General features: G+C 32.2%; 31 protein-coding genes and 1 riboswitch. Of the genes, 4 read left to right on the top strand and 27 right to left on the bottom strand.

The window, feature by feature from the left end:
- Positions 1 to 39 precede the first annotated feature (39 nt).
- The 8 genes from acpS to LQ668_RS06185 all read right to left on the bottom strand — a co-directional run bounded on the left by acpS (position 40) and on the right by LQ668_RS06185 (position 7,773).
- Positions 40 to 408 carry a holo-ACP synthase gene (gene acpS / locus LQ668_RS06220; protein WP_107509037.1) on the bottom strand — a complete coding sequence of 123 codons (369 nt, stop codon included), beginning with the start codon at positions 406 to 408 and terminating at the stop codon, positions 40 to 42.
- Positions 409 to 425: 17 nt separating this feature from the next.
- Positions 426 to 902 (bottom strand): PH domain-containing protein, encoded by a 477-nt coding sequence (locus tag LQ668_RS06215; RefSeq protein ID WP_078357985.1) that lies wholly within the window; start codon positions 900 to 902, stop codon positions 426 to 428.
- Positions 892 to 2,409, bottom strand: a complete 1,518-nt coding sequence (locus LQ668_RS06210; RefSeq protein ID WP_107509036.1) for a PH domain-containing protein — start codon at positions 2,407 to 2,409, stop codon at positions 892 to 894. Before LQ668_RS06210 ends, LQ668_RS06215 begins: the two co-directional genes overlap by 11 nt.
- The gene (locus LQ668_RS06205; protein WP_107509035.1) at positions 2,399 to 2,878 is read right to left on the bottom strand and encodes a PH domain-containing protein; all 480 of its coding nucleotides are present in this window, start codon (positions 2,876 to 2,878) and stop codon (positions 2,399 to 2,401) included. Before LQ668_RS06205 ends, LQ668_RS06210 begins: the two co-directional genes overlap by 11 nt.
- Before the next feature lie 86 nt (positions 2,879 to 2,964).
- Complete coding sequence (gene cshA, locus LQ668_RS06200; RefSeq protein ID WP_078357988.1) at positions 2,965 to 4,488, bottom strand: degradosome RNA helicase CshA; 1,524 nt, start codon at positions 4,486 to 4,488, stop codon at positions 2,965 to 2,967.
- A 173-nt stretch (positions 4,489 to 4,661) separates the two neighbouring features.
- Positions 4,662 to 5,342: an alpha/beta hydrolase gene (locus LQ668_RS06195; protein WP_107509034.1), complete on the bottom strand. Its 681-nt coding sequence runs from the start codon at positions 5,340 to 5,342 to the stop codon at positions 4,662 to 4,664.
- Positions 5,339 to 6,691, bottom strand: coding sequence for a UDP-N-acetylmuramoyl-tripeptide--D-alanyl-D-alanine ligase (locus tag LQ668_RS06190; RefSeq protein ID WP_182476954.1), 1,353 nt, complete (start codon positions 6,689 to 6,691; stop codon positions 5,339 to 5,341). The genes LQ668_RS06195 and LQ668_RS06190 overlap by 4 nt, the downstream gene beginning before the upstream one ends.
- 8 nt (positions 6,692 to 6,699) lie before the next feature.
- A complete protein-coding gene (locus LQ668_RS06185; protein ID WP_078357991.1) occupies positions 6,700 to 7,773 on the bottom strand; it encodes a D-alanine--D-alanine ligase in 1,074 nt (357 codons plus the stop codon).
- A gap of 180 nt (positions 7,774 to 7,953) precedes the next feature.
- Between LQ668_RS06185 and LQ668_RS06180 the strand changes: the two genes are divergently transcribed.
- The gene (locus LQ668_RS06180) at positions 7,954 to 9,156 is read left to right on the top strand and encodes an FtsW/RodA/SpoVE family cell cycle protein (RefSeq protein ID WP_078357992.1); all 1,203 of its coding nucleotides are present in this window, start codon (positions 7,954 to 7,956) and stop codon (positions 9,154 to 9,156) included.
- Between the two features lie 53 nt (positions 9,157 to 9,209).
- Here LQ668_RS06180 and LQ668_RS06175 read toward each other — a convergent pair whose 3' ends face one another.
- Entirely contained in the window at positions 9,210 to 9,344 is a 135-nt protein-coding gene (locus LQ668_RS06175) for an Lmo0850 family protein (protein WP_237687731.1), read from the bottom strand.
- Between the two features lie 139 nt (positions 9,345 to 9,483).
- Positions 9,484 to 9,687, bottom strand: a complete 204-nt coding sequence (locus tag LQ668_RS06170; protein WP_078357993.1) for a copper ion binding protein — start codon at positions 9,685 to 9,687, stop codon at positions 9,484 to 9,486.
- Positions 9,688 to 9,838: 151 nt separating this feature from the next.
- Here LQ668_RS06170 and cls point away from each other — a divergent pair, with 151 nt between their 5' ends.
- Together cls and LQ668_RS06160 are read left to right on the top strand one after the other, a co-directional pair.
- Positions 9,839 to 11,320, top strand: a complete 1,482-nt coding sequence (gene cls / locus LQ668_RS06165) for a cardiolipin synthase (RefSeq protein WP_107509032.1) — start codon at positions 9,839 to 9,841, stop codon at positions 11,318 to 11,320.
- A gap of 61 nt (positions 11,321 to 11,381) precedes the next feature.
- On the top strand, positions 11,382 to 12,059 hold the full coding sequence (locus tag LQ668_RS06160; RefSeq protein WP_107509031.1) for an HD domain-containing protein: 678 nt from the start codon (positions 11,382 to 11,384) through the stop codon (positions 12,057 to 12,059).
- A 174-nt stretch (positions 12,060 to 12,233) separates the two neighbouring features.
- On the opposite strand, the gene yidC is transcribed toward LQ668_RS06160, so the two are convergent.
- The 6 genes from yidC to LQ668_RS06130 form a co-directional block, all read right to left on the bottom strand.
- On the bottom strand, positions 12,234 to 13,103 hold the full coding sequence (yidC, locus tag LQ668_RS06155; protein WP_078357996.1) for a membrane protein insertase YidC: 870 nt from the start codon (positions 13,101 to 13,103) through the stop codon (positions 12,234 to 12,236).
- A gap of 81 nt (positions 13,104 to 13,184) precedes the next feature.
- Positions 13,185 to 13,826, bottom strand: coding sequence for a thiamine phosphate synthase (gene thiE, locus LQ668_RS06150; protein WP_107509030.1), 642 nt, complete (start codon positions 13,824 to 13,826; stop codon positions 13,185 to 13,187).
- Complete coding sequence (thiM, locus tag LQ668_RS06145; RefSeq protein WP_107509029.1) at positions 13,827 to 14,618, bottom strand: hydroxyethylthiazole kinase; 792 nt, start codon at positions 14,616 to 14,618, stop codon at positions 13,827 to 13,829.
- The gene (gene thiD / locus LQ668_RS06140; RefSeq protein WP_107509028.1) at positions 14,611 to 15,423 is read right to left on the bottom strand and encodes a bifunctional hydroxymethylpyrimidine kinase/phosphomethylpyrimidine kinase; all 813 of its coding nucleotides are present in this window, start codon (positions 15,421 to 15,423) and stop codon (positions 14,611 to 14,613) included. Before thiD ends, thiM begins: the two co-directional genes overlap by 8 nt.
- A 112-nt stretch (positions 15,424 to 15,535) precedes the next feature.
- Positions 15,536 to 15,633, bottom strand: a riboswitch (TPP riboswitch).
- Between the two features lie 123 nt (positions 15,634 to 15,756).
- A complete protein-coding gene (locus tag LQ668_RS12480; protein ID WP_078358000.1) occupies positions 15,757 to 16,605 on the bottom strand; it encodes an aggregation-promoting factor C-terminal-like domain-containing protein in 849 nt (282 codons plus the stop codon).
- A 376-nt stretch (positions 16,606 to 16,981) separates the two neighbouring features.
- The gene (locus tag LQ668_RS06130; protein WP_107509027.1) at positions 16,982 to 17,560 is read right to left on the bottom strand and encodes a single-stranded DNA-binding protein; all 579 of its coding nucleotides are present in this window, start codon (positions 17,558 to 17,560) and stop codon (positions 16,982 to 16,984) included.
- Between the two features lie 181 nt (positions 17,561 to 17,741).
- Here LQ668_RS06130 and LQ668_RS06125 point away from each other — a divergent pair, with 181 nt between their 5' ends.
- On the top strand, positions 17,742 to 18,179 hold the full coding sequence (locus LQ668_RS06125) for a YwpF-like family protein (RefSeq protein ID WP_078358002.1): 438 nt from the start codon (positions 17,742 to 17,744) through the stop codon (positions 18,177 to 18,179).
- A gap of 37 nt (positions 18,180 to 18,216) precedes the next feature.
- Here LQ668_RS06125 and fabZ read toward each other — a convergent pair whose 3' ends face one another.
- The 11 genes from fabZ to atpE form a co-directional block, all read right to left on the bottom strand.
- Positions 18,217 to 18,654 carry a 3-hydroxyacyl-ACP dehydratase FabZ gene (fabZ, locus tag LQ668_RS06120; RefSeq protein ID WP_078358003.1) on the bottom strand — a complete coding sequence of 146 codons (438 nt, stop codon included), beginning with the start codon at positions 18,652 to 18,654 and terminating at the stop codon, positions 18,217 to 18,219.
- Positions 18,654 to 18,938, bottom strand: a complete 285-nt coding sequence (locus tag LQ668_RS06115) for a DNA-directed RNA polymerase subunit beta (RefSeq protein ID WP_078358004.1) — start codon at positions 18,936 to 18,938, stop codon at positions 18,654 to 18,656. The genes fabZ and LQ668_RS06115 overlap by 1 nt, the downstream gene beginning before the upstream one ends.
- Before the next feature lies 1 nt (position 18,939).
- The gene (murA, locus tag LQ668_RS06110; protein WP_078358005.1) at positions 18,940 to 20,235 is read right to left on the bottom strand and encodes a UDP-N-acetylglucosamine 1-carboxyvinyltransferase; all 1,296 of its coding nucleotides are present in this window, start codon (positions 20,233 to 20,235) and stop codon (positions 18,940 to 18,942) included.
- A 150-nt stretch (positions 20,236 to 20,385) separates the two neighbouring features.
- Complete coding sequence (locus LQ668_RS06105) at positions 20,386 to 20,616, bottom strand: DUF1146 family protein (protein WP_078358006.1); 231 nt, start codon at positions 20,614 to 20,616, stop codon at positions 20,386 to 20,388.
- A gap of 65 nt (positions 20,617 to 20,681) precedes the next feature.
- The gene (locus LQ668_RS06100; RefSeq protein WP_078358007.1) at positions 20,682 to 21,086 is read right to left on the bottom strand and encodes a F0F1 ATP synthase subunit epsilon; all 405 of its coding nucleotides are present in this window, start codon (positions 21,084 to 21,086) and stop codon (positions 20,682 to 20,684) included.
- A gap of 22 nt (positions 21,087 to 21,108) precedes the next feature.
- Entirely contained in the window at positions 21,109 to 22,524 is a 1,416-nt protein-coding gene (gene atpD / locus LQ668_RS06095) for a F0F1 ATP synthase subunit beta (protein WP_078358008.1), read from the bottom strand.
- Between the two features lie 18 nt (positions 22,525 to 22,542).
- Entirely contained in the window at positions 22,543 to 23,412 is an 870-nt protein-coding gene (atpG, locus tag LQ668_RS06090) for an ATP synthase F1 subunit gamma (protein ID WP_078358009.1), read from the bottom strand.
- Positions 23,413 to 23,443: 31 nt separating this feature from the next.
- The gene (gene atpA / locus LQ668_RS06085; protein ID WP_078358010.1) at positions 23,444 to 24,958 is read right to left on the bottom strand and encodes a F0F1 ATP synthase subunit alpha; all 1,515 of its coding nucleotides are present in this window, start codon (positions 24,956 to 24,958) and stop codon (positions 23,444 to 23,446) included.
- An 18-nt stretch (positions 24,959 to 24,976) separates the two neighbouring features.
- Complete coding sequence (locus tag LQ668_RS06080) at positions 24,977 to 25,516, bottom strand: F0F1 ATP synthase subunit delta (RefSeq protein WP_078358011.1); 540 nt, start codon at positions 25,514 to 25,516, stop codon at positions 24,977 to 24,979.
- Positions 25,516 to 26,040 (bottom strand): F0F1 ATP synthase subunit B, encoded by a 525-nt coding sequence (locus LQ668_RS06075; RefSeq protein ID WP_078358012.1) that lies wholly within the window; start codon positions 26,038 to 26,040, stop codon positions 25,516 to 25,518. The genes LQ668_RS06080 and LQ668_RS06075 overlap by 1 nt, the downstream gene beginning before the upstream one ends.
- Before the next feature lie 99 nt (positions 26,041 to 26,139).
- Positions 26,140 to 26,358 carry a F0F1 ATP synthase subunit C gene (gene atpE / locus LQ668_RS06070; protein WP_078358013.1) on the bottom strand — a complete coding sequence of 73 codons (219 nt, stop codon included), beginning with the start codon at positions 26,356 to 26,358 and terminating at the stop codon, positions 26,140 to 26,142.
- Between the last annotated feature and the right edge of the window lie 5 nt (positions 26,359 to 26,363).

Raw genomic sequence — 26,363 nt, 5'->3', positions numbered from 1 at the left:
CACCTCCTCTTATAATAAGTGTATTTTATCATATAGATATTATTCTTGCTTATTATTATCTTTTTCGATAATAACAATTGCCTCAGCATACTTCTCAGTATGTGTGATAGACGTATGGACATGAAAACCATCACAGGCTATTTCAGGTTTCCCATTCTCATCAGGTAAACAGTTGATAGAATGAAAGCCGTACTTTTTACCAATACCGGTACCCATTGCTTTAGTAAAAGCTTCCTTTACAGCAAATCTGCCAGAAATAAATTCAACTTTCCTATTATCCAGGTGTATTTTATTAAAAATTTCTAGTTCATTGTCTGTTAAAATTTTATTAACCATTGTTGGTCGTTTATCATACCATTCTTTAATACGTTTAATTTCAACTAAATCAATACCAACACCATGAATCATAATTTACACCTTCATTCTCACTGGTTAATGTCATTTTCAATTCTATTTTGGATAGCATATTTAATTTTATTCGCTTTATCCTTATTTAAATATTGAATCATTTCATTACCACCTGCTGTAGATAAGGTGATATTGGCCAAATTGTATTTTCTCATAATAAATCCTTCATACAAGTCGACATTTTGAATTCTACCCATCGGAATTGTTGTTTCTTTTATCATAAATATTCCAGATTTAATGTTAATTTCATCATCATTAATTTCGTAACGGAAATTTCTATACATATAGTAAGGTTGAATTATTAAGCCATAAATACTTATGAAAAAAATAATTGCTATAGGTATAGTCAAAAACCATTTAGAAACGTCTGTCCACAACAATTCAAAAATCACAAACATAACTATTAAAATAATTAATAATAAAGAAATTGTAATGGATGATCCAATTCTTTCCACTGTCATTCCTTTTTTATCCATTCTATATCTAGGAAGCATGATCATTACCTCCTTTATATTTGTACCAATTGTAGATGTTTAATGCATCTTCTTTATTTATAAACCTTAATCCTTTAGACATCATGGCACTTCCATATGCTAAATGTATATTGAAATGTGCTATATCTTTTCTTTTAATTATAAGATTTTCATGCAATTCAAATGTCAAAACTTTGTCTCTATTTGCCCAAATTGTTGAATATTGAAATGGAGTTGCATTCAAAATCACAATTGAATCATCGTATATTTTGAAACCTGACTTCATTGTAATAACACTTGCAAATAACACCATTATTAAAAATATTACTACTCCAATTATCCATGTATAAGACCATAAATATATTTGTATAGGAATAATAGCTATTGCCAAAATTACTGTCGGAACAAATACTCTTCTGCGTATACCTTGAGCAGGCAACCCTTGATTTACAGAATGAAATTGAAATTGTGGAATAATTTCTTCTAATAATTTATAAGCTTCTTGTTTCTTCATAAATGGAAGTATTGTAACTGTACCTATATCAGATTCTTCATTATTTTCAAAATGACCATCTGAAGTAATAATAGCAGAAATTTTAGTATATCCTATAGCACGTCTGAAAAGTGATTCTTCTTCTTGTAATGCTTGTATTCTTTTGATAGGAACAGTTCTTTTCTGAACTGTTAACAATCCATACTTAACAGTTAGTAATTCCCCATCAAATGTTAATTGATATTTATAGTTCTTAATGAACACAATAAGCGATCCTATAATATAACTCATCATAATAAACACGACTACTATCGAAATGATGACAAATGTTAAGTTCATTACTTGATTTATTAATGGGCTAATATAATCTTCAATATCAATAACTTGCGTAATAACCCCTGATAATGATCCTAGTGCTGCAAAGACAATTAAAATACCACCACTCGTAAAACTCATTTTCAATAATTCTTTTACTGATAACTGGAAAAATACAGCCTCTTCTTTACGGCTACTTTCAGAAATATTGTGGTCATGATGTTCAATATCTTCTTCTACTTGTACATCTTGATTTGTTTCATTATTTTTAAGCTTATTCTTTCGATCTTTCAGATACTCAGACAATTCATCACTTTGCTTTTTTGTGATTGTATCTAGTTCTATACCATCACTAGGCGTTTTCACACTTAAATTAACGCCTCCTAACAATTGATGGACAATATTTTGAGAAGTATCAACTGATTGAATTCTTTCTATATTTAACTCTTTTCTGTTTTTCGAAAAGACACCCCAAGTCATAATTAATTGATCTTTTTCAATCCAATAACGGGTTTTATAAATTTTAATACCTTTAAATATACTAATAATTAAAGAAAAAGCTAAAATAACTATTGGAAACGTGAGATCCCAAATATTATCAAAGCCGCGTGTTATAACTAGATATACTGCAATGATTAATGGAAAGATATTTTCTTTTAAACTTTGTAAAAAGCCACTAACATATGAAATTGGATGCAACTTCTGCGGATTAAACATCATCTGTCACCTCTTTAACTTTTGTCATGATATTTAACCTCGTTTTGTCTGCAGTTTGTCGATTAACCATTGGTAAGAATACTGAACTACCAGCTGTTACAACAACTACAAAATATATATTTAACATTCTTGAAATTGGCCCATGCTTAATTTTCACAAATTGGACTCTTCTATATGGTTGTACAGACCTCTTTTGATAATACAGACCTTTCTGTACTTCTATATATTGTTCACCTATTTCAAATGAGGTTCTTTTTAATCTAATAATAGGATTAATGAATCCAATTACAATCATCATAATAGCTAAAGTTGGAATTACATAAATAAGAAACGTCCACCACTCAAATTTATTCCATAAATACAAAAATACACTAAACAATATTAGTATAGCTATTACATTAAAAATATGATGAATATACTCGTATTTTATAGACTGTTTTGGCATTTTATTATCGAGTACTTGTTTATACATATAATCTCCTCTATTGATCAATTTACGTGTATTATATCATAAAAAAAGTGTGTGTAACCTTAGAGATTACACACACTTTCGTAATTTTATTTTGAATGCTCAGCGAATGTTCTACCTGAGAATTGTTTTTTTGAACGAGGTTTATTTGGTTTAGTATTTTTACCTTTATTACGGTCAAAATTACTGTTTTTGTCGTTACTACGACGTTTGTTATTTTTACCTTCAAATCTAGTTCTAGATTTACCACGAGAATTACCTCCACCGCGGTTACCTCTTTGACCAGATTTTTTAGATAATGGTTTTTCAAATGTTAATTGAACATCTGATTCGTTATTTGAAGTAATTAATTCTTGCAATAATGCAGCAACTAATTTTTGATCTCCATATACATTGATTAGCTCTTCAGCTATTTTTTCAATGCGTCCTTCGATTGGACTTTCCACCCAACCTTTAACTTTATCTTTAACATCTGATTCTTTAGCTTGCATTACTTCACCAGGTGTTGGTGGACGTAAAGAAGTCATTTGGCGTTTATTTGCTTTTTCAATTTGACGGATATAATCCATTTCAACTGGGTTAACAAATGTTATTGCAGCGCCTTTTTTACCTGCTCTACCTGTACGGCCAATACGGTGAGTATAGCTTTCAGTATCTTGAGGAATATCAAAGTTATAAACATGACTTACGCCTGAAATATCCAAACCACGTGCAGCAACATCAGTTGCAACTAAAATGTCGATTTTGTCATTTTTGAATTTCTTCAATACTTCTAAACGTTTAGCTTGTGTAATATCACCATGTAATCCTTCAGCACGATAGCCTTTAGAAATTAAAGCGCTAGTTAATTCATCAACACGGCGCTTAGTACGTCCAAACACGATTGCTAATTCTGGATTTTGAACATCTAATAAATTAGTAAATGTCTCGAATTTTTCTAATTCTTTTACGATAGTGTAGTACTCATCGATTTGAGGATCTGATAATTCGTTAGACATTGTTTTAACGATTTTTGGACTCTTCATGAATTTTTGAACTAATTCTTGAATAGCTTTAGGCATTGTAGCTGAGAATAGTAATGTTTGACGGTTTTCAGATGGAAGTTTAGACATTATAAATCTCATATCATCTATAAAGCCCATGTTCATCATTTCGTCTGCTTCGTCTAATATTAACGTTGAAATAGATTCTGTTTTTAACGTCTTTCTATTTAAGTGGTCAATAACACGACCAGGTGTACCTACTACGATTTGAGGACCTTTTTTAAGTGATTTAATCTGTCTGTCTATTGGCATACCACCAAATACAGTAACAACACTTACATTTTGTCCTTTACTAAAACTACGTAATTGCTCCGCTACTTGGTTTGCTAATTCACGTGTTGGTGCAAGTATTAATGCTTGAACACCTTGTTTTTCTGCTACTTTATCTATTAATGGGATACCGAATGCACCAGTTTTTCCTGTTCCAGTTTGTGCTTGTCCTAGCACGTCCGTACCTTGTAATGTATGAGGAATACTTTCAATTTGTATTGGTGTTGGCTCAGTAAAGCCCATTCCGTCCAAAGCGTTTAAGGTAGCTTCAGAAATACCTAATTCTTTAAATTTTTGCAAAATAATTCTCCTTTTAGATAGTTAATTCTTCTCTTCTTTTTTATTCAACTTCTATATACTACCACCCTTTTAGCAATAGCGCAATGCAGTTAAATCGTCGTTTACATTTTATTTTCATAGTTTAAAACATAAAAAAACTGCACTAAAAAGGGATTTAGTACAGTTTTACATCATTATTTATTTTTAAATATAAATTTTTCAACTTCATAAAAAACTTTATAATTCACTTTTGATAAACAAATTTCATGTGGTCCTCTATCAATTTCAACTAATCTAGCATTTTTAATTCTTGATACAAGATCTCTAGATTTATCTATTGGAACTAACCCATCAATCGTTCCGTGTATAATGAGAGTCATAGCATCAATTTGTTCTGGTATATATAATGCACTTTGCTGTAATTTTTTAAATGCTAGAAAAGATTTATAATTTATTTTAATCGTTCTTAACAACATAAACTCTAATATTTTCAAATCAGCATGACGCATATTATTAATAAAGCGATAAGGTGATTTTACTAATTGTTGAATATTAATATTTTCATATGCAGGAGCGATTAAAATCAATTTATCTGGTTGTTCAATTTTAGCAAGCAGTCCTGCAATAACGCCACCCATAGAAAAACCAATAACGATGACGACATCTGATTTCTCTCTAAGTATTTCATATGACTTTTGAGCTCTTTCATACCACATATCTTCATTTGTATCTTTTATTAATAAATTAAGACCATGCCCAGGATATTCAGGTGCTTCAAGTATAAACTCATATCGACTACTTAAGTATTCAATCAAAGGTAATAATTCGTATCTTCCCCCTGTATATCCATGTAAAAATAAAATACCTATTTTCAAGTTAGTGAATTGATAATCGTTTCTAGTGACATACCTCTTGATCCTTTAAATAAAGTAACACTTTCTCCATTTAAATGTTCTTTTAAGTAGTCTGTAATTTTTTCTTTAGAATCAAAATGGTAATGATTTTGAATATACTCACTTGCAATATTGGATATATGAGCCGCTTCTTCTCCATAAGTGATTAATGTTTGAATATCTTTGCCTTCTAAGTAATAGCCAACTTGTTGATGCATTTCTTTACTCATATCACCTAATTCTAGAACATCAGCTAATATTAATATTTTGTCATCTGACTCCATATTGTGCAGTGTATCAATCGCTGCTTTCATACTTGTTGGACTTGCATTATAAGCATCATTAATTAGTAAACCATATTTTTCTGTTTCGATTCGCTGCATTCTCATATCTGTCAAAACTAAATCATCTAAAGTACTTTGAATAATATCTTCGGTTACACCAAATTGTTTTGCAACTTGTATCGCATACGTAGCATTTTTAACATTATGCTCACCTAATATACTTAAGTGGTACACCATATTGCTATTGTTCAATTGAAAGTTTATGCCATTACTAGTTGATTGGTTAGTTTGTATAATCACGTTATTATCGTCATTTGTCCCTACTGATACTTTAGTATTGTTAATTGAAGTAACGATTGATTTAAGTAATGGCTCATCTCCATCATAAATAAATAAACCATCATCTTTAAGTCCTTCAGTAATTTCAAATTTCGCTTTTGCAATACCTTCTCTTGATCCAAGATCTTGCATATGAGATTCGCCAATATTTGTCACAATTGCAACATCTGGTTCAGCTAAAAGTGTTAATTCTCTTATTTCACCAAAGCCACTCATACCCATTTCTAATATAGATACTTCAGTGTCTTCATCTAAATCCAAAATTGTAAGTGGGCATCCTATTTCATTATTGTAATTGCCTTGCGTTTTCTTTACTTTAAAAGATTTGTTTAGAACGCACTCGACCATATCTTTAGTTGTTGTTTTACCATTTGATCCTGTAATTGCAACAACTTTAGGATTAACATATCTTAAATATGACTTAGCCAAATCTTGTAATGCTACCAATGTATCCTCAACGAATATAATCGGTCCTTTAGGAGGATTAGGTATGTCTTTTTGCCAAAATGAAGCACCAGCACCATTTTCTAATGTTTGACTAACAAATCGATGGCCATCAACATTTTCACCTTTAAAGGGAATAAACAAATTTGATTTTTCAATTTTTCTAGAGTCAATACAAGTCCCTTGTACAACTTCATCTAAATAATCTTCTTGAATTTCACAATCTATCCATTCTTTTATTTTACGTAATTTAATATTCATTATGATTACCCTCAGTCAATTTTGTATTTAATATTTTTCTTGTTATCGTATCGTTCAATAGCAAGTTCAATTAACTTCGTTATAAGTTCTGTATAACTCAAATTCATATTTTCCCATAATAATGGATACATACTATATTGAGTAAATCCTGGCATTGCGTTCGTTTCATTAATATAAATTGTATTATCCTCAGTCAAGAAGAAGTCTGCTCTCACTAGACCAGAACAATCCGTTGCTTTGAATGCTTCTACAGCCATATTTCTTAATGTAGTAGCTGTTTCTTCATCTATATCAGCTGGAATTTGAAGTTGTACCTTACCATCTTTATATTTTGATTTATAATCATAAAATTGTACATCTTTAATAACTTCTCCCGGTAAAGTCGTTTCTGGATAATCATTTCCTAATACAGCGACCTCTATTTCTCTTGCATCGACACCTTGTTCAATTACAAGCTTACGGTCAAATTGAAATGCTTCATCAATACCAGAAATCAGCTCTTCTTTATTTGTACATTTACTTATACCTACACTTGAACCTAAATTAGCAGGCTTTACAAAAACTGGATATTCAAGTTTATTTTGAATTAATTCAATTATATTATGTTCATACTTTTCATACTCACTTTTTAAGAAACTTACATATGGTAATTGTGGTAACCCTCTATGAGCAAATAAATGTTTCATTACTAATTTGTCCATTGAACTTGAAGCTGCAAGAACTCCATTCCCAACATAAGGTATATCTAGCACTTCAAATAGTCCTTGAATCGTACCATCTTCTCCGTTAGGACCATGTAATAATGGAAATACAGCACTATATGCTTCACCATTATTACTTACTTCAAGTAATTTAGAAATTGGTGTTAGTTCAACGCATGTTAATTTTAATTGATCGATGTCAGTGATTTTTTCATTAATGGATTGTTCACTTTTAATCCAGTCACCATCATTCGTTATGTATATAATATCGATAATGTATTTAGTTAAATCAACTGAATTAATAACATTTTGTGCTGTTAATATCGATACATCATGTTCAGCACTTTTCCCACCGTATATAATACAAATATTTTTTTTAGACATAAAGACGCCTCCAAGTAGATTGTTAGCCTATATTTTATCATGTTTACTACCTTTGATGCACCTATCAACATTACTATTTTAAAAATAACCATTTTGAGAATAGCAAAATTGTACCACTTTATGTACAATCAAGTTATAATGATAATTATGAAATTTAGCGTTAATTAAAGGAGTCTTTTAATGGAAACTTCTACTCGAACATTAAATAAATCGTTCCTAGAGAGAATTGATTGGCGATTAATTACAATCATTCTTATACTATTTGGGACAAGTTGTTTAATCATCAATTCAGCAATGTCTGGCGGGCAATATGAAACAAACTTCCTACTTAAACAAATCTTATACTATGTACTTGGGTTTCTTTTAGCAGTTGGCTTAATGTTTATTTCACCAAAGACTTTACGAAAGTATGTATGGATTATTTACATAATTGGAAACCTATCCTTAGTTGGTTTGTTAATATTACCAGAATCAAGTTTCACGCCTATCATAAATGGTGCAAAAAGTTGGTATAGACTTGGACCAATAAGTGTACAACCATCAGAATTTATGAAAATTATATTAATAATGGCACTGGCGAATGTCATTTATCAACATAATAGATTTACTTATAATAAATCTTTGACTAGAGATTTAAACTTATTAATGAAAATCGGTTTAACCTCATTAATACCAATGGCGTTAATTCTATTTCAAAATGATTTAGGTACAACGCTCGTATTAATTGCAATTATACTCGGTATCGTGATTGTTTCAGGTGTTACTTGGAGAATTCTAGCACCGGTATTTGTCGGTTTATTTGCTATTGGATCTAGTTTGATTTTGCTTATGATTTTTAAACCAAGTATTATCGAAAAAGTATCTGGTATAAAGACTTACCAACTGGGACGAATAAATTCTTGGTTAGACCCATATGCATATAGCTCAGGAGATGGTTATCATTTAACCGAGTCTTTAAAAGCTATAGGATCTGGACAAATATTTGGTAAAGGGCTAAATAACGGAGAAGTTTATATACCTGAAAATCATACTGACTTTATTTTTTCAGTTATTGGTGAAGAATTTGGGTTTTTAGGAACAATGGTCGTCCTTATTATCTTTTTAGCATTATTTATTCACTTAATAAGACTAGCAACAATAACGAGCCATCCATTCAATGTAGTCTTTATAATTGGATACATATCATATGTATTGTTCCACGTTGTGCAAAATATTGGTATGACGATTCAGTTATTACCAATTACAGGTATACCACTTCCATTTATTAGTTATGGTGGATCTGCTCTATGGTCTCTCATGGCGGGTGTAGGTATATTATTATCAATTTTTTATCACGAAAAAGATAAATATACAGTATCAAAAGAAAATATAGAATCAGAATAAAACATTAAAAAAGCATCCTCAGCTGAGGATGCTTTTTTAAATTCACCATTATATTATTTTAGTTTGTTTGCAGCTACGTTAGGCAAACTACGCATTATTTCTATTCGTGACTTAGTTTCTGTTATGTTTACGCCTAATGATGATAAAAGTTTGACCACATTCTTTACCTTTGACTTAGGTTGATTCATGGGTACCACCTCTTATTCAATTTAGTTACCTTAACTACATTCTACTCTAAAATTATCAATTTGACTATAGTTCATTCGGACTATATTGTTATATTTTCGTTTGAATTGTTATGTTTTTATAATAATTATGAAAATTTTATTAAACTACTTCGTAACCTGCATCAAAAATTGCATTTTCAATATTATCTATACTTGCTGGATCTTGATAAACTACTCTTACTTGATTATCATCTGGACTTGCAACGACTTCACTAACACCGACTAATTGTCCTACTGATTCTTCTACTGCTTGTTTGCAATGCGCACATGACATACCTTCAACGTTTATAATTTGTTCTTTCATGTTAACACTCCTATTTATATATATTTTATTTAATTTTCTACCTTATTCTTTTAATTATATGCATATGTTTAATGACGGTCAAATACAACCTTTTCAATTTTATTTTAAATGTATTATACTAGGTTAAAGATAAAGAAACGGAGGCATTGGTATGGACTTTTTCTCGTATTTTTCATTTGATTTCTCCATCGTAGTATCAGTGCTACTTATTACGGCTTTTATTTTAAATGTCGTATTTGGATTTATTATTATCTTTTTAGAGCCAAGAGAAGCTGGCGCAATATGGGCATGGCTATTAGTACTGCTATTCGTCCCTATACTCGGGTTTATACTTTACCTATTATTTGGAAGACAAATTCAGAAAAAAAGTATCTTCAATTTAGACGAAGAAGACAAAATTGGCCTCGAACACATTATTAACGAGCAAATTAAAGCAATAGATGAAAATAATTTCGAAATTGATAAACCTGAAATTTACAACTATAAACATCTTATTCATATGCTTTTATATAATAATTCAGCATTCTTAACAACTGATAACAAAGTTGAAATGTTCACTGATGGTCATGATAAGTTTGATTCTCTTATTGAAGACATTAAAAATGCTAAAGAATATATCCATATTCAATATTATATTTTCAAAAAAGATAATTTAGGTAAAAAAATCTTAAAAGAACTTGAAAAGAAATTACAAGAAGGTATAGAAGTTAAAATGTTATATGATGATATGGGCTCTCGTAAGTTAAACTTATCATCCTTTAAAAAGTTTAGAGAACTAGGTGGCGAAGTTGCTAGTTTCTTTCCATCAAAGTTACCTCTAATCAACTTCAGAATGAATAATCGAAACCATAGAAAAATTGTCGTAATCGATGGGAAAATTGGTTATGTTGGTGGATTTAATGTTGGTGATGAGTACTTAGGCTTAGATAAAAAGTTTGGATATTGGAGAGATACACATTTAAAACTTGAAGGCGACTCAGTTAATGCATTGCAATTAAGATTTATGATGGATTGGAACTCTCAATCTACTCGTGATAAAATGATTTACGAATCTAGATACTTTCCAGATGTTGATTCTGGTGGAAAAGTTGGAATTCAGATTGCTTCAAGTGGTCCTGATGAAGAATGGGAGCAAATTAAATACGGTTATTTAAAAATGATTTCAGAAGCTAAAAAACATATTTATATTCAAACACCTTATTTTATTCCAGACTTGTCATTTTTAGATGCCATTAAAATAGCATCTTTATCTGGAGTAGATGTAAATGTGATGATTCCAAATAAACCTGATCATCCTTTCGTATATTGGGCAACATACGCAAATGTAGGAGAACTTGTTAAAGCTGGAGTAAATGTTCATATTTATGAAAAAGGCTTTATACACACTAAAATGGTAGTTATAGACGATGAAGTCGTAAGCATTGGTACAGCAAATATGGATAATAGAAGTTTTGTCCTTAATTTTGAAGTAAATGCATTTATTTATGATCATGAAATTGCAAAAAATTCACGCCTTGCTTATAAAAACGATATGAAACATTCATCATTACTTACTGTAGAAAAATATGACAACAGAAGTACTTGGATTAAGTTAAAAGAAGGTATCGCTAGACTACTGTCACCAATATTATAAAAATTATGCAGGTAGAATCGATTATACATCCGTTTCTATCTGCTTTTTTAAGGAGAAAACGATGAATAAAGAAAAGATTATCTTAAATGCTGAATCATACGTAAGACAACTACATCAACAAGATACTACTGGGCATGACTTCGAACATATTTTAAGAGTAAGATTTCACGCATTAGATATTGCTCACTATGAAAAGGCAGATACCTTTGTTGTAGAGTTAGCTAGCCTATTACATGACTCTGTGGATAAAAAATTATTTAAAGATACTACTACAGCTTGGGAACAGTTATACAAATGGATGAATGAAATGCAATTAAGTTCAGACATTCAAGACGAAATTGTTCATATACTTAAATTCATGAGTTTTAATGGTGGTAAAAACAATGGCAAATTAAAAAGTTTAGCTGGTAAAATTGTACAAGATGCAGATAGAATAGATGCTATTGGTGCAATTGGAATAGCGAGAACATTTCAATATGCAGGTCATTTTAAAGAACCAATGCATATCTCAACACAGAAACCTAGAAACTTAAATACTTTAAATTCAAGCCAGTACCATGATGAGCCAAATACGGCAATTAACCATTTCTATGAAAAATTATTATTATTGAAAGATATGATGAATACTGAAAGAGGAAAAGAAATTGCACAAGAACGACATTCGTATATGGAGAGCTTCTTAGAACAATTCTATAAAGAATGGGATGTTACAAAGAACGGAGAAGGACATAAATCCTAACTCAAAAATATCTTACGATTTCGTTCGTGCATTTGCCAGAGGGTATGGCTCGAGCCTGTAGTCTCTCGCGCATACTATTCCCTCAGGCGTCCGCACTTACAAAATCGTTGTAAATATCCATTCTATACAAAAAAGAGCCTAGGATATTTATGTCCTAAGCTCTTTTTTAAAAATTTATTTCTTTTTCTTTTTGTTAGAAACTAGTTTAGCTGGTTTCTTTTCTTTGTTTGCTTCTTGTTGATTTTTTTCATGTGCTTCGATAATAGGTTTCATTTCTTCTTCAACTTTATTGTTGTAGAACACGTTACCTAACCATGTTTGAACTACTAAGAATGCACCACCGACAGCCCAATATAAACCTAATGCTGAAGCTGAAATGTATGACATCCAGATAATCATAATTGGAGAAATGAACATCATCATTCTCATCATGTTTTTCTGTTCATCAGGAACATTGGCATATTTCATTGAAACAAATGCTTGTAGTGCATATATAATACCTGCAATAATTGTAATGAAAAGATCTGGTTGAGTTAAATTAAACCATAAGAAATGAGGATATTCTGTAATCCCGCCTTCTGTAGGGTATTTCAATACATAGAACAGACCCATAACAATTGGCATTTGAATGACAATTGGTAAACAACCCATATTCATTGGATTAATTCCGTGCTTTTTGTATAAAGCCATCATTTCTTGATTGGCTTCCATTTTTTCTTCTTGTGTACGAGCACGTTTAACTTTTTCTTGAATTGCTGTCATTTCAGGTTTTGCAAGTTTCATTTTTTCACGCATTAATTTTTGGTTTTTATACGTCTTCATCATAAATGGGAATAACGCAAAACGAACAATTAATGTAATAACGATAATAGCTAGACCATAGTTGTGATCCAAATTAGCACCAAGCCAATGAATAACGCTATCCATTGGTTTAACGAATGTATTATAAAAGAATCCATCCCTATTCTCAGGTTTAGAATAATCACAGCCAGCTAGCACAACCATTATACCGAATAATAATGGCCACAAAGCTTTTTTCTTCATTTTTCCACCTCTATTGATATACTCACATAAAGGTTATTCTATCATAGAATGATGACAACATAAATCAATATATTAATTTTATTAAAGAATTTTATATTGATTATGAAAGCCCTTCACAGTTTGTTCAATATTTTCACTTTTTGCAATTGCTGATATAACACTTACACCATTTGCTCCTGCATCTATTAAAGGTAAGACATCTGCCTCTGTAATACCACCTATTGCAACGATTGGAATTTCATTATCGATTTTTCTAATATTTTTTATAAGGTCATATCCACCTTCTTTACCTGCATCATCTTTAGAAACAGTAGAATGTATTGGACCTGTACCGATATAATCTACTTCAGAAATATCCGATTTCTTATATTCATTGCTATTTGCGACACTTAATCCGATAATTTTCCCTTTAAACTTATCTATAAATTCTGATACATTGCGATCATCTTGACCAACGTGTATTCCGTCAGCGTTTAATTTCAAGGCTAAATCTACATCATCATTAATAATAAAAGGCACTTTATATTTTTTACAAAGTTCAAATAAATCTTTAGCTAATGTTTCTTTTTCAATTCCTTTTTTACTATTTGTTCCTTTTTCACGAAACTGAAACATTGTAATGCCACCTATTAAAGCTTCTTCAACTACTTTATATAAATCTCTATCTGGTGTATCTTGACTGCCAGCGATAAAATATACTCTTAATTTATTTATATCAAACATTTATTTCACTACTTTCACTTTCTTATTTTCTGCTACTATTTCATCAGTTATGGCATGTAATTGATCTATAAAAGCAATTTGAAATGTTCCTGGCAAATGAGCACCTGGTTGTTGGCTAGCTATTTCGCTTGCAACATTATAAGTAGATAGTGCTTCTTCTAGATGATCAATTTTTATAGTTTTTTCGTTTGATAAAAATGCAGCTACAACACCACCTAATAAACAACCTCCACCAGTAACTTTAGTTAACATTTCACTTCCATTATTCAATGCTATAATTTTATTATCACAAGCTATAACATCCACTTTTCCAGTTAATATAATAGGTAAATTTAATTGTTGATGAGCTTTTTTAGCAATTTTAATAGCATCTAATGAAGCATCACTATCTGTTCCCTTCATCATTGTATCGTCTTCGATAAGTGCTAATATTTCTGAAGCATTACCTCTAATTACGTCAACTACTTCATCATTTAATAAAGTATTACAAAAAGTTTTTCTTAGTTGTGATGCACCAACCGCTACTGGATCTAGAATGACTGGCACACCGTTTTCATGCATGATTTCTGCATATTCTTTCATATCATAAGCTTTATCTGTTGTGATTGTACCTATATTAATTAAGAACGCACCTGCAGCTTTTGAAAATTCTTGAGCTTCTTCTGGTTCTTCGCTCATTGCTGGACTAACACCTAGAGATATTAACCCATTCGCTGTAAAGTTCTTTACTACATCGTTTGTATAACACACAATTAGTGGACTGTTTTCTCTTATATTATTTAATTTACTCATAATCTAATCCCTCTATTTTTTGATATGCAAAATGATTTACTGGTCCTCTTCCCTTACCTATTTCTGGCGTATATTGAATTGCTAAAGTTATAAACCTTTTAGCTACTTCGACTGCTTGTTCTATTGATTGACCTTTTGCTAACTCAGAAGTTATAACAGCACTGAAAGTACATCCTGTGCCGTGTGTATGCTGTGTACTGAATCTTTCACTATTCCAACTTCTCATTCCATCTTTCGTAAATAAGTAATCAATCGCATCACCTTCAAGATGGCCACCTTTTATGACAACACCATTAGTCCCAATTTCATTTAAGAAAAAAGCACCAGCTTTCTTAATTTCATCTTCTGTTTGAATTTTATAACCAGTTATATCTTCCGCTTCTGGAATATTTGGCGTAACAACTGTAGCAAGTGGCAATAATATTTCTTTAAGTTTATTTTTCCCTTTGTCATCCATCAAGGCATCACCACTTTTGGCAACCATTACTGGGTCAATAACATAAGGCTTACCTGACTGTGCAATAAATGGTTTAATGACATTCATCATCTCTTGAGAAGCTATCATACCTGTTTTAATTGCATGTGGCTGCTCATCATCGAAGACACTCTTCAACTGACTTTCAATTACTTCTACGGGCAAATGATAAACATCTTGAACGCCTAAAGTATTTTGAGAAACAATACTTGTTGCTACAGCCATACCATAAACCCCTGAAGCTTGAAAAGATTTCAAATCAGCCATTATACCCGCTCCACCCGTTGGATCAGTTCCAGCTATTGTTAATGCTATATTTGGTTTTTTCATAATACGCCACCTCAAATTTAATTTTCATATTTATAAAATCTATACTATTTGATTATTACTTAATAAAAAAAGACCTCTTTCGTTAAAAAGAAGTCAATTAAGTGTAGTATAATACGCTAATTGACCACTTCCCTACGTTGGCATTATCCAAATCAAGTGTTAAGGGACTGATAAAATCATCTCAGCCAACAGGCGCCCCTAGTAGTCATTCATCTATTCAGTTAATTAAAGATTATCAAATTGAAGAGATACGGTCAAATTAAAAAATCGCCTAGGATATTTCCTAGACGATTGGATTAATATATTAATTCACTTTTAATTAAAGTGTATGGCTTACCACCAGTTATTTTGAGAACGGAATGATAATGCAGCTTCAACAGAACCGTAACGTTGTTTCGCATAATTTAACATACCTTTTGTTTGTTGTTCAACTGAACCTGTTCCCCATGATTCTTTAGTTTGACCAAGACCTCTATATCCAGCTGGGTTAACAGCATTTGGATTACCGCTTGATTCTGGTAATACAATTGTATTCCACATAGCTTCAGTACCACCTGCAGCTAAGAATTGAGCTTTAGTTGATCCACCAGTGCTAGCTGTTGATGTTTGAGTAGTTCTTACTCTTTGAGCTGGCGCTTGGTAACTTTGTTGAGCTGGTGCTTTATATGCTTGTTGAGCTGGCGCTTTGTAAGATTGTACTGGCGCTTGGTAACTTTGTTGTTGAGCTGGAGCTGCAACTTGTTCTTTAGTTTGTTGAACTGGCGCTTGTTGAGCTACTGGAGCTTGAGCTGGAACAGCTGATTGAGCTGGTGCTTGTAATGATAAAGTTTGTCCAACAATGATTAAGTCTGAAGATAAGTTGTTCCATGCTTTTAATTGAGATACAGTTACATCATATTTAGATGCAATTTTACCTAAAGTATCTCCTGAAACTACAGTATATTCTGTAGTTGATTCTGTAGCTGCTTTAGCTTCGTTAACTTTAATTACTTGATTAGGTAAGATTAAGTTAGATTTTAAACCGTTTTCTGCTTTAATAGCACTTACTGATGTACCATATTGTTGTGAAATACTATGTAAAGTATCACCAGATTTAACTGTATGAGTTGCTGCATCTGCTGTAGCTGTTACCCCTGTAGTAACTGCAATTGCCGCTGTTGAAACTGCTAATAATTTTTTCATGATTGAATGTTTCCTCCCGTAAGGTTTTCACTTTTTATATGATTTTTACTTTCTAAACTATACCATTATTTTTTATGTCATAGGTTACAGGTTTATGAAAAAACAACACCTTATATTACAGTTAGATTACACGTATTTCTAAGTGAAATCTAGCGATATTTAAGTATAAAAGCCTTTGTTAAAGCATTTATAAAGATTGAGTAAAATTAATTATCAGACAATTTGTCATCTATATGTAATTTATTAAACAATTAATGTAACATATGTATACTTGCTGCCCTACAGCAAGACAGCAAGTTCTGGAATTTAGAATCAAGAATTATATAAAATAAACAGAAAGGATTTTTAAATTCGAAAGCATAATTGAAGCATATTTCTATGAAGATGGAACTTTTGATTTAGAAGATGTATTTTCATTATTTTCGCTTTCTTCTACTTTTTTAATGACATTTACAACGTTACTATATTGATTGTATAATTCGTCATCTATATTACTGTCACTATATTCTTTTGCAGTATTTTCTGCTCTTAACTTTTCTTTGTTTACTTTAGAAGAAAGTTCTTTAGAATAACTTTCAGCACTTTCACTTATTAAGTCACTTATCTCCTCTTTAGACTGTGGAATAACTGACTTACTTGATGCAGGCATGTTTAAAAATTTAATTGTCTCGCATATTATTTCTGTTATATATTGTTTCTTATCTTCTTTAATATATGCTCGAGACTGAATTTGTCCAGTTAAAGCAACAAGTTGCCCTTTCTTAGTATATTCGTGAATATTATAAGCAAGCTTGCCGAAAGCCTTACACACAATGAAATCAACCGCAATAGTACCTTCTTTTGTTTTATAGCCACGTTCAACAGCTAAACAGAAAGTGGATATCATGATATCTCCCTTTTTGAAATACGCAGGATCTTTTGTTAAACGCCCTACTAATACAGATTTATTTAACATATGCTCACCTCCTTATACTTATAATATAATGAGATGGATATTTTTCGTCAAAGCCCATAATTATAAAAATTGAAAACTCTTTTTTCACTTTATTTATAGATTATTGTTATTTCACTTAAAAGTCCTTTATAATAGAAAGCAAAGTTAAACATTCGTAGATTTAACTATAAGGGGGATGTTTATGAAAACATTTAAAGCTGTACGCTTTCAAATTGTAAACGATGAACAAATTACGGAGTTTGAATTATTAGATGGTATTATCATTAATAAAGAAAACAGTGGAACTGGTTGGCTACTAGAAATATTAATATCAGATATCCATTATGATCAAATGAAAGATTATCACGATAATCAAACATTACTTGATACGCGAGTTGTAATTACAAGACCTTCTAATGATCCAGCATTATTTGATGCAACTATTAAATATATCGAACCTCTTGAAGAAAATATTTCAGTTGTATTTGAATGCCATATTTATACTTTAAGACAAGTCTATGCAGAAAGATTGCTAGAGCAACTTATTGACGAAGGGCTATCAGGTGATGAGCTTAAAACATCATTTAACAGATTAATGCAATCTAAGCCAAAATTAAAAGACGAAAAAAGCAATATATAAAAAAAGAAAGAACAGATATCTGTTCTTTCTTTTTTTATTATTGATCTACAATAGCAAAGCTAATTTCACAGCTACACGCAATTTCTCCATCTACTGTAGCTTTAGCAGTACCTTTTCCTATTGGACCTTTAATTTTATTTATTTCTACTTCTAGTCTTAAAGTATCACCAGGTGTAACTTGTTTTTTAAAACGACATTTATCAATGCCTGCAAACATAGCTAATTTACCTTCATTTTCTTCTAAACGTAGCATTGCTACTGCTCCAGTTTGTGCTAGTGCTTCAACAATCAAAACACCTGGCATTACAGCATAATCAGGAAAATGTCCTTGGAAAAATGGTTCATTTCCTGCTACCTGTTTAATACCTACACAACGTTTACCATCTTCTAATTCTACTATTCTATCTAATAATAAAAATGGATAACGATGTGGAATTATTTTTTTAATTTCGTTAAAGTCATATATTGTCTCCATTATGAGCTCCTTCCAGTTAAATCAAAGATGTGTTGCCAAGTTTCAGGATTAAATACCCCAAATGGATTATGAAGTATACCATACCCAATCATAGTTCCAACAATAAATAACAAAATCATTAATACCAATAATATAAGTAATTTAATCCATAGTGGAATGACTCTATGCTCAACTTCCACTCCTTGAATTGTTTCTACCCTATTTTTTTGAAGTTTTTCTTTTAAATTTTTATATGGTGACTTTCTTTTTTTATCGTCAGACCTTGATGATTGTGTTTCAGCCATACTAAACCCTCGCTTTATCGTTTAACTTCCCTTGATCATTAATACGTTCTACGTCCGCACCTAATGCTTTAAGTTTACCATGAAAGTCAACATAACCTCTATCTAAATGTTTAAGTTCTGTAACATTTGTATAACCATCAGATACTAATCCTGCAAGTATTAAAGATGCTCCAGCTCTTAAATCAGTGGCTTTAACTTCAGCACCTTGTAATTTGCTGTTTCCAGTAACCATTGCACTTCTACCATTTATGAATATATCAGCATTCATGCGTTTAAATTCTTCAACATGCATAAATCTATTTTCAAATACAGTTTCAGTTACTTTACTCGTTCCATTAGCAGTTAATAATAATGCCATTATTTGTGACTGCATATCTGTAGGAAAACCTGGATGAGGCATCGTTTTAATATCAATCGCTTTAATTTCTCCTGGAACTTGGATATTTAATCCATCTTCAATGTCTGTAATTTGAACACCAGCTTCTTCTAATTTAGAAACTAAACTTGTCATATGTTCTCTAATTGCACCAATTACGTTCACATTACCTCTAGTAATTGCACTAGCTATCATAAACGTACCTGCTTCAATTCTATCTGGAATAATTGAATGTTCTGCCCCGTGTAATTGTTGTACTCCAGTGATTCTTATTGTATCAGTGCCTGCACCATGTACTTGTGCACCCATTTCATTTAAATAATTGGCTAAGTCTACAATTTCAGGCTCTCTAGCAACATTTTGAATTTCCGTTTTACCTTCCGCTAATACAGCTGCCATCATAATATTTTGAGTAGCACCAACACTAGGGAAGTCTAAATAGATTTTCGTACCTTTAAGTCCGTTAGGTGTCGTTGCTTCAATAAATCCATTATGAAGCTCAATTTCTGCACCTAATGCTTCGAAGCCTTTTAAATGTTGTTCGATTGGTCTAGACCCAATTGCACAACCACCTGGTAATGCGACTCTAGCATGACCTTCTCTTGCTAATAATGGTCCCATTACTAATATACTGGCTCTCATTTTGCTTACATATTCATATGGTGCTTCAATTTTTAAAGTATTTGATGCATCAACTTTAACAGTATTTTTATCTGCTTCATATTCTACATCTGCATTTAAATGTGTTAAAACAGTATTTATTGTATCAACATCACTTAGCTTAGGTACATTAGTTAATACACTTTGACCAGTGCTTGGTAAAAGTGTAGCTGTTAATATTGGTAGTACTGCGTTTTTTGCCCCTTCGACTACGACTGTGCCATTAAGACTCGCTCCGCCCTTTACGACGATTTTATCCATATATTTATCCTCCAAAAAAACTTTACTATAATTTATTTTACAAACGTATATATATATTAAATACACATTTTCCTTGATTCATAAACATCACCAAAACATTATACTACTTTTTTGTTCTTTTTTCATTTATTTATGTATTTTCTAGTGTTATTAGAATAGTAATTTTAATTGTAGCGAATATTGGAGTATATCTAAAATAAAACGACTTACAGATGTGCCTAATAAAATCGATAAAATAATAATAAATGTTTGAGCTTGCGCAATATGGTTTTTCTTAAAAATAAATTCTAGTCGAATGCCCTGTAGTGCCCAAAATGCAAGACAAACACAGATAACATGTAAAACGAGTCCTATTATACCTAATTGACCATAGTATTCCATAACAAAATATCCCTTCTATAGTATAAAAAGGGCTGAGACATTAATTGTCTCAGCCTCTTAAAATATTATCTAAATTTAGCCACTTCAATTCGATTAATCGCACGATGAAGTGCACGTTCAGCACGTCTAAAGTCAACTTCGTCTCGATTACTATTCAATCGTTCTTCAGCACGTTCTTTAGAATTAATCGCACGGTCTTTATCTATTTCTTCGGCAGTTTCAGCCGATTGAACTAGAACTGTAACTTTATTGGTTCTTACTTCAACAAATCCTTCGGAAACAGCTAAATACTCTGTACCACTTGTTTTGTTTACTTTAACGTATCCAGTTTTTAAAGCTGCAACAGTTGGAATATGTCCAGCCATTACACCCATCTCACCAGTTTCAGTATGTAAAACAACAAGTTCTACTTCTTTTGCTGAGTAAACAGATCCATTAGGAGTGACAACATCTAAGGTAAATGTATTCATTTTCCATTCCTCCTAATTATTATTAGACCTCTACACCCATGTTTTTAGCATTTTCAAGAACTGCTTCAATACCACCGACTAATCGGAAAGCATCTTCTGGGATATGGTCATATTGTCCCTCTAGTATTGCTTTGAAATCTTGTACAGTTTGGCTAACTGGTACATAAGATCCTTTTTGACCAGTAAATTGTTCAGCTACGTGGAAGTTTTGAGATAAGAAGAACTGAATTCGACGTGCACGTTCTACAGTTTTCTTATCATCATCAGATAACTCATCCATACCAAGGATAGCAATGATATCTTGTAATTCTCTATATTTTTGTAAAGTTTGTTGTACTCGACGCGCAACATCATAATGCTCATCTCCAACAATTTCAGGAGTTAATGCACGTGATGTTGATGCTAATGGGTCAACTGCAGGGTAGATACCCATTTCAGTTAATTTACGTTCTAAGTTCGTTGTTGCATCTAAGTGAGCGAAAGCAGTTGCTGGCGCTGGGTCAGTATAGTCATCGGCTGGTACGAATACCGCTTGGATAGATGTAACTGATCCTTTATTTGTAGATGTAATACGTTCTTGTAATTGTCCCATTTCAGTAGCTAATGTTGGCTGGTAACCAACTGCAGAAGGCATACGACCTAATAGCGCTGACACCTCTGAACCTGCTTGTGTAAAACGGAAGATATTATCGATGAATAACAATACGTCTTGTCCTTGTTCATCACGGAAATATTCTGCCATTGTTAAACCAGAAAGTGCAACTCTTGCACGGGCACCAGGTGGCTCGTTCATTTGACCGAATACCATTGCCGTTTTCTTAATAACGCCTGAATCACTCATTTCATAGTATAAATCGTTACCTTCACGAGTACGTTCACCAACACCCGCGAATACTGAAATACCACCATGTTCTTGAGCGATGTTATTGATTAATTCTTGAATAAGTACTGTTTTACCAACACCGGCACCACCGAATAAACCGATTTTACCACCTTTAATATAAGGTGCTAATAAGTCTACTACTTTAATACCTGTTTCAAGAATTTCTACTTTTGTAGATAAATCTTCAAATTTAGGAGCTAAACGATGAATTGGGTCACGACGCACACTTTCATCAATTTCTTCACCTAAATCAATTTTTTCACCTAATACATTGAAAACGCGACCTAACGTAGCATCACCAACAGGTACCGATATAGCTCTGCCTGTATCAGTAACTTCTTGTCCACGTTTAACACCGTCAGTTGACGCCATTGCTATAGAACGTACAACATCATCACCAAGGTGTAAAGCAACTTCTAATGCTAAATCAAAGCTTTTGCCATCAGGGCGGTCTACTTTAACTGTTAATGCATTATTAAGTTCTGGCAATTCACCATGTGGAAATCGAACGTCAATAACTGGCCCTGTAATTTGCGTTACTCGGCCTAATCCCATGTAAATTCCTCCTAATCATTATTCGAGTGCTGCTGCTCCACCGACAATTTCAGTAATTTGCTGAGTAATTGCAGCTTGTCGAGCTCTGTTATATTGTAATGATAAATCATCTATTAATTCTGAAGCGTTATCTGTTGCATTCTTCATAGCTGTCATTCTAGAGGCATGTTCACTAGCTTTTCCATCTAATAATGCACCATAGATTAAACTAATTGTATATTGCGGTAAGATAACTTTTAATATTGTCTCTTTATCTGGTTCAAATTCATAACCAGCCATCATACTTGAACCTTTTCCAGTATCTTCATCAGATAAAGGAAGGATTCTTTTCGATTTCACTTGTTGTTCAAGAACACTTACAAAATGACTATAGTAAACTGTTAACTCGTCATAATATTCTTCTGTAAATAAATCTACAGCTTTTTCAGTTAATGCTTGAACATTTTTAAATGTTGGTTGGTCTGATAAGCCTACATATTCTTCAACTACGTTATATCCTCTAGCTTTAAAGAAATCTCGACCAACTCGACCTACAACAATAATTGCATATTCATCTTCATTATTGTTGTGTTTTTCTTTTATATCATTTACTACATTTTTTAAAATATTAGCGCTATATGGTCCCGCAAGTCCTTTATCACAAGTAATAACTAAGTAACCAGAACGTTTAACAGCTCTTGTCTTTAGCATTGGATGTGAAACATCTGAACTTTTAGAAGCTATTGCCGTTACTGCATCTTGAATCTTATCCATATAAGGTTGGAATGCATGAGCATTCTCTTCTGCTTTACGCAATTTAGAATTCGACACCATATTCATCGCTTTAGTAATTTGACTCGTTTTTTGCGTAGAAGTGATTCTTCCTTTGATTTCTCTTAGTGAAGCCACAATTTCACCACCTTTTATTTAAAGCTTAATATTACTCTATGTGAGATTTATTAAATACTTTTTTGAATGCATCGATTGCAGAAACAAATTTATCATCTGATGGTAATTGTTTTGTTTCACGAATTTCTTTAAATAGATCGCTTGCGTTAGCATCAATCCAATTTAAGAATTCATCTTCAAATCGTGTAATATCTTCAACTGGAATATCATCTAAGTGACCTTTAGTTAAAGCATATAAAATAACGACTTGACGATCTACAGTCAATGGCTTGTTTTGATCTTGTTTAAGTACTTCAACAGTACGTTTACCACGCTCTAATTTAGATTTAGTAGCTTGGTCTAAATCAGAACCAAATTGAGCAAATGATTCCAACTCACGATAAGATGCTAAATCTAGACGTAATGTACCTGCTACTTTTTTCATAGCTTTGATTTGAGCAGAACCACCAACACGTGATACTGATAAACCAGCATTGATAGCAGGTCTTACACCTGAGAAGAATAAATCAGACTGTAAGAAAATTTGTCCGTCTGTAATTGAAATAACGTTTGTAGGAACATAAGATGAAATATCTCCAGCTTGTGTCTCAACAAATGGTAACGCTGTAATTGAACCACCGCCTAAATCATCATTCAATTTAGCAGCACGTTCTAATAAACGACTGTGTAAGTAGAATACATCACCTGGGTATGCTTCACGACCTGGCGGACGACGAAGTAATAGAGATAACTCACGATAAGCTGCTGCTTGTTTAGTTAAATCATCATATACGATTAATACATGTTTACCATTAAACATGAACTCTTCACCCATACTTACACCAGCATAAGGTGCGATATAAAGTAAAGGTGCTGGTTGTGCTGCTGATGCAGAAACAACTATTGTATAATCTAAAGCACCGTGTCTACGTAATGTTTCAACCGCAGTACGTACAGTAGATTCTTTTTGACCAATAGCAACGTAAATACAAATCATATCTTCGTCTTTTTGGTTAAGAATCGTATCAATTGCAACTGTTGTTTTACCTGTTTGACGGTCTCCAATGATTAACTCACGTTGTCCACGTCCAATTGGTACTAGTGCGTCAATTGCTTTAATACCAGTTTGTAGAGGTTCGTCAACTGATTTACGATCCATTACACCAGTTGCTGGTGATTCAACAGGACGTGTTTTTGACGTATTGATTGGACCTTGTCCATCAAGTGGTTGTCCTAATGGGTCTACAACTCGTCCAATTAATTCTTCCCCTACAGGTACTTCCATAATACGACCAGTACGTTTAACCTCGTCGCCTTCTTTAATACCTTCAGCAGGTCCTAAAATAACGATACCTACATTATTTTCTTCTAAGTTTTGTGCTAAACCTAAAACGCCAGTATGGAATTCTAATAGTTCGCCTGCCATAACGTCGTTTAAGCCATGAGCTAATGCAATACCATCTCCGACTTGGATTACTGTACCAACGTCGGTAACTGACATTTCTGACTCATAGTTTTCTATTTGAGAGCGTAATAAAGCACTGATTTCTTCAGCTTTAATGGCCATCTATGTCACTCCTTAATATTATTTCATTTGTTGAAATGATTTTGTTAATTGATTTAAATCATTCTGAATTGAGCCATCGTAAACTTTTGTACCAATGGATACTCGAATGCCACCAATTAGTGAATCATTAACTTGATTTTCTAATATGAGTTTTTTCAAACCCGTTCTTTTAATAAATGCTTTACCAATTTCATCTAACTCTTCATTTGATAATGGATAGACAGATTCCACTTTCATTAAATCTTGACTATGTACCTGATTGTAAATTTTTCTGTAATCTCCATCAATTTCTGGAATTAAAGATAATTTACTATTATTAGCTAGTAAGAATAATGTATTTAATAATGGTTTGGAAACACCTTTAAATACGTTCTCTACAAATTGTTGTCGTTCATTTTTTGCTAATTTAGGATTATTATCAATTGCTCTTACTTCACTTAATAGACCTTTAACGCTTATTGTTATTTGATCAAGCTCATTTAAAATGTCATCTGTTAAGTTTTGTTCTTCTGCTACATCATATAGTGCTTGGGCATATTTTTGACTTATGTTCGCCATTATTTATCCCCTGCCTCTTTAATGTATTTTTCAACAAGGTCTTTTTGGTCTTGTTCAGAAATTTCTTTATTAATTACTTTAGAAGCAATTAGTACAGAAAGTTCAGAAACTCTGTTGTTTATTTCAGAAATAGCTCTTTGTTTTTCTTGTTGAATTTCTGCTTGAGCTGATTGTACTAAGCCATTTGCTTTAACATTCGCATCATTGATAATTTGCTCTTGTTGTGTTTTTGCTTGATGTTTAGCATCGTCAAGAATCGTTTGTACTTCTTCTTGAGTCTTTCTAAGTAAATCTTTATTTTCTTCTTCTAATTTTTTAGCTTTTACTTTTGCATCGTGAGCATCATCAATATCTTTGTTGATAGAGTTTTCACGCTCATCCATGATTGATTTCAACGGTCCCCAAGCAAACTTTTTTAATAAAGCTAACAGGACGATAAATGTGATTAATGTGAATAATGCTGTTCCCCATTCGACACCACCACTTGCTGCACCTAAAACTAATACGTTTTGATCCACTGCCAATTACACTCCTTTCATTGCAAATAAAGATGTAAAACATCTCATAAATGAATGGCGAAATCCTTTTTAGATAGACTTCGCCTGTTCTAAAAATATGTTAATTTATCGATTCATTACCATGAATGCTACTACTACTGCAATGATAGGAAGGGCTTCAACTAAACCAACACCGATAAACATTATTGTCATTAATGGACCACGTGCTTCTGGTTGACGTGCTACACCTTCTACTGTTCTTGATACGATAAGACCGTTACCAATACCTGCTCCTAATGCTGCTAAACCAATCGCGATTGCTGCTGCTATTACACCTAAACTCATTATAA

It is taken from the genome of Mammaliicoccus sp. K-M42 (assembly GCF_022386375.1).
Classification (GTDB): domain Bacteria; phylum Bacillota; class Bacilli; order Staphylococcales; family Staphylococcaceae; genus Mammaliicoccus; species Mammaliicoccus fleurettii.
This window is presented reverse-complemented; position numbering and strand designations above follow the sequence as displayed.

Excerpts from the sequence above, each read along its gene's own strand:
- acpS (WP_107509037.1), bottom strand. The coding sequence starts at position 408 with ATGATTCATGGTGTTGGTATTGATTTAGTTGAAATTAAACGTATTAAA.
- LQ668_RS06215 (WP_078357985.1), bottom strand. The coding sequence starts at position 902 with ATGCTTCCTAGATATAGAATGGATAAAAAAGGAATGACAGTGGAAAGA.
- LQ668_RS06210 (WP_107509036.1), bottom strand. The coding sequence starts at position 2,409 with ATGATGTTTAATCCGCAGAAGTTGCATCCAATTTCATATGTTAGTGGC.
- LQ668_RS06205 (WP_107509035.1), bottom strand. The coding sequence starts at position 2,878 with ATGTATAAACAAGTACTCGATAATAAAATGCCAAAACAGTCTATAAAA.
- LQ668_RS06185 (WP_078357991.1), bottom strand. The coding sequence starts at position 7,773 with ATGTCTAAAAAAAATATTTGTATTATATACGGTGGGAAAAGTGCTGAA.
- LQ668_RS06180 (WP_078357992.1), top strand. The coding sequence starts at position 7,954 with ATGGAAACTTCTACTCGAACATTAAATAAATCGTTCCTAGAGAGAATT.
- LQ668_RS06175 (WP_237687731.1), bottom strand. The coding sequence starts at position 9,344 with ATGAATCAACCTAAGTCAAAGGTAAAGAATGTGGTCAAACTTTTATCA.
- LQ668_RS06170 (WP_078357993.1), bottom strand. The coding sequence starts at position 9,687 with ATGAAAGAACAAATTATAAACGTTGAAGGTATGTCATGTGCGCATTGC.
- cls (WP_107509032.1), top strand. The coding sequence starts at position 9,839 with ATGGACTTTTTCTCGTATTTTTCATTTGATTTCTCCATCGTAGTATCA.
- LQ668_RS06160 (WP_107509031.1), top strand. The coding sequence starts at position 11,382 with ATGAATAAAGAAAAGATTATCTTAAATGCTGAATCATACGTAAGACAA.
- yidC (WP_078357996.1), bottom strand. The coding sequence starts at position 13,103 with ATGAAGAAAAAAGCTTTGTGGCCATTATTATTCGGTATAATGGTTGTG.
- thiE (WP_107509030.1), bottom strand. The coding sequence starts at position 13,826 with ATGTTTGATATAAATAAATTAAGAGTATATTTTATCGCTGGCAGTCAA.
- thiM (WP_107509029.1), bottom strand. The coding sequence starts at position 14,618 with ATGAGTAAATTAAATAATATAAGAGAAAACAGTCCACTAATTGTGTGT.
- thiD (WP_107509028.1), bottom strand. The coding sequence starts at position 15,423 with ATGAAAAAACCAAATATAGCATTAACAATAGCTGGAACTGATCCAACG.
- LQ668_RS12480 (WP_078358000.1), bottom strand. The coding sequence starts at position 16,605 with ATGAAAAAATTATTAGCAGTTTCAACAGCGGCAATTGCAGTTACTACA.
- LQ668_RS06130 (WP_107509027.1), bottom strand. The coding sequence starts at position 17,560 with ATGTTAAATAAATCTGTATTAGTAGGGCGTTTAACAAAAGATCCTGCG.
- LQ668_RS06125 (WP_078358002.1), top strand. The coding sequence starts at position 17,742 with ATGAAAACATTTAAAGCTGTACGCTTTCAAATTGTAAACGATGAACAA.
- fabZ (WP_078358003.1), bottom strand. The coding sequence starts at position 18,654 with ATGGAGACAATATATGACTTTAACGAAATTAAAAAAATAATTCCACAT.
- LQ668_RS06115 (WP_078358004.1), bottom strand. The coding sequence starts at position 18,938 with ATGGCTGAAACACAATCATCAAGGTCTGACGATAAAAAAAGAAAGTCA.
- murA (WP_078358005.1), bottom strand. The coding sequence starts at position 20,235 with ATGGATAAAATCGTCGTAAAGGGCGGAGCGAGTCTTAATGGCACAGTC.
- LQ668_RS06105 (WP_078358006.1), bottom strand. The coding sequence starts at position 20,616 with ATGGAATACTATGGTCAATTAGGTATAATAGGACTCGTTTTACATGTT.
- LQ668_RS06100 (WP_078358007.1), bottom strand. The coding sequence starts at position 21,086 with ATGAATACATTTACCTTAGATGTTGTCACTCCTAATGGATCTGTTTAC.
- atpD (WP_078358008.1), bottom strand. The coding sequence starts at position 22,524 with ATGGGATTAGGCCGAGTAACGCAAATTACAGGGCCAGTTATTGACGTT.
- atpA (WP_078358010.1), bottom strand. The coding sequence starts at position 24,958 with ATGGCCATTAAAGCTGAAGAAATCAGTGCTTTATTACGCTCTCAAATA.
- LQ668_RS06080 (WP_078358011.1), bottom strand. The coding sequence starts at position 25,516 with ATGGCGAACATAAGTCAAAAATATGCCCAAGCACTATATGATGTAGCA.
- atpE (WP_078358013.1), bottom strand. The coding sequence starts at position 26,358 with ATGAGTTTAGGTGTAATAGCAGCAGCAATCGCGATTGGTTTAGCAGCA.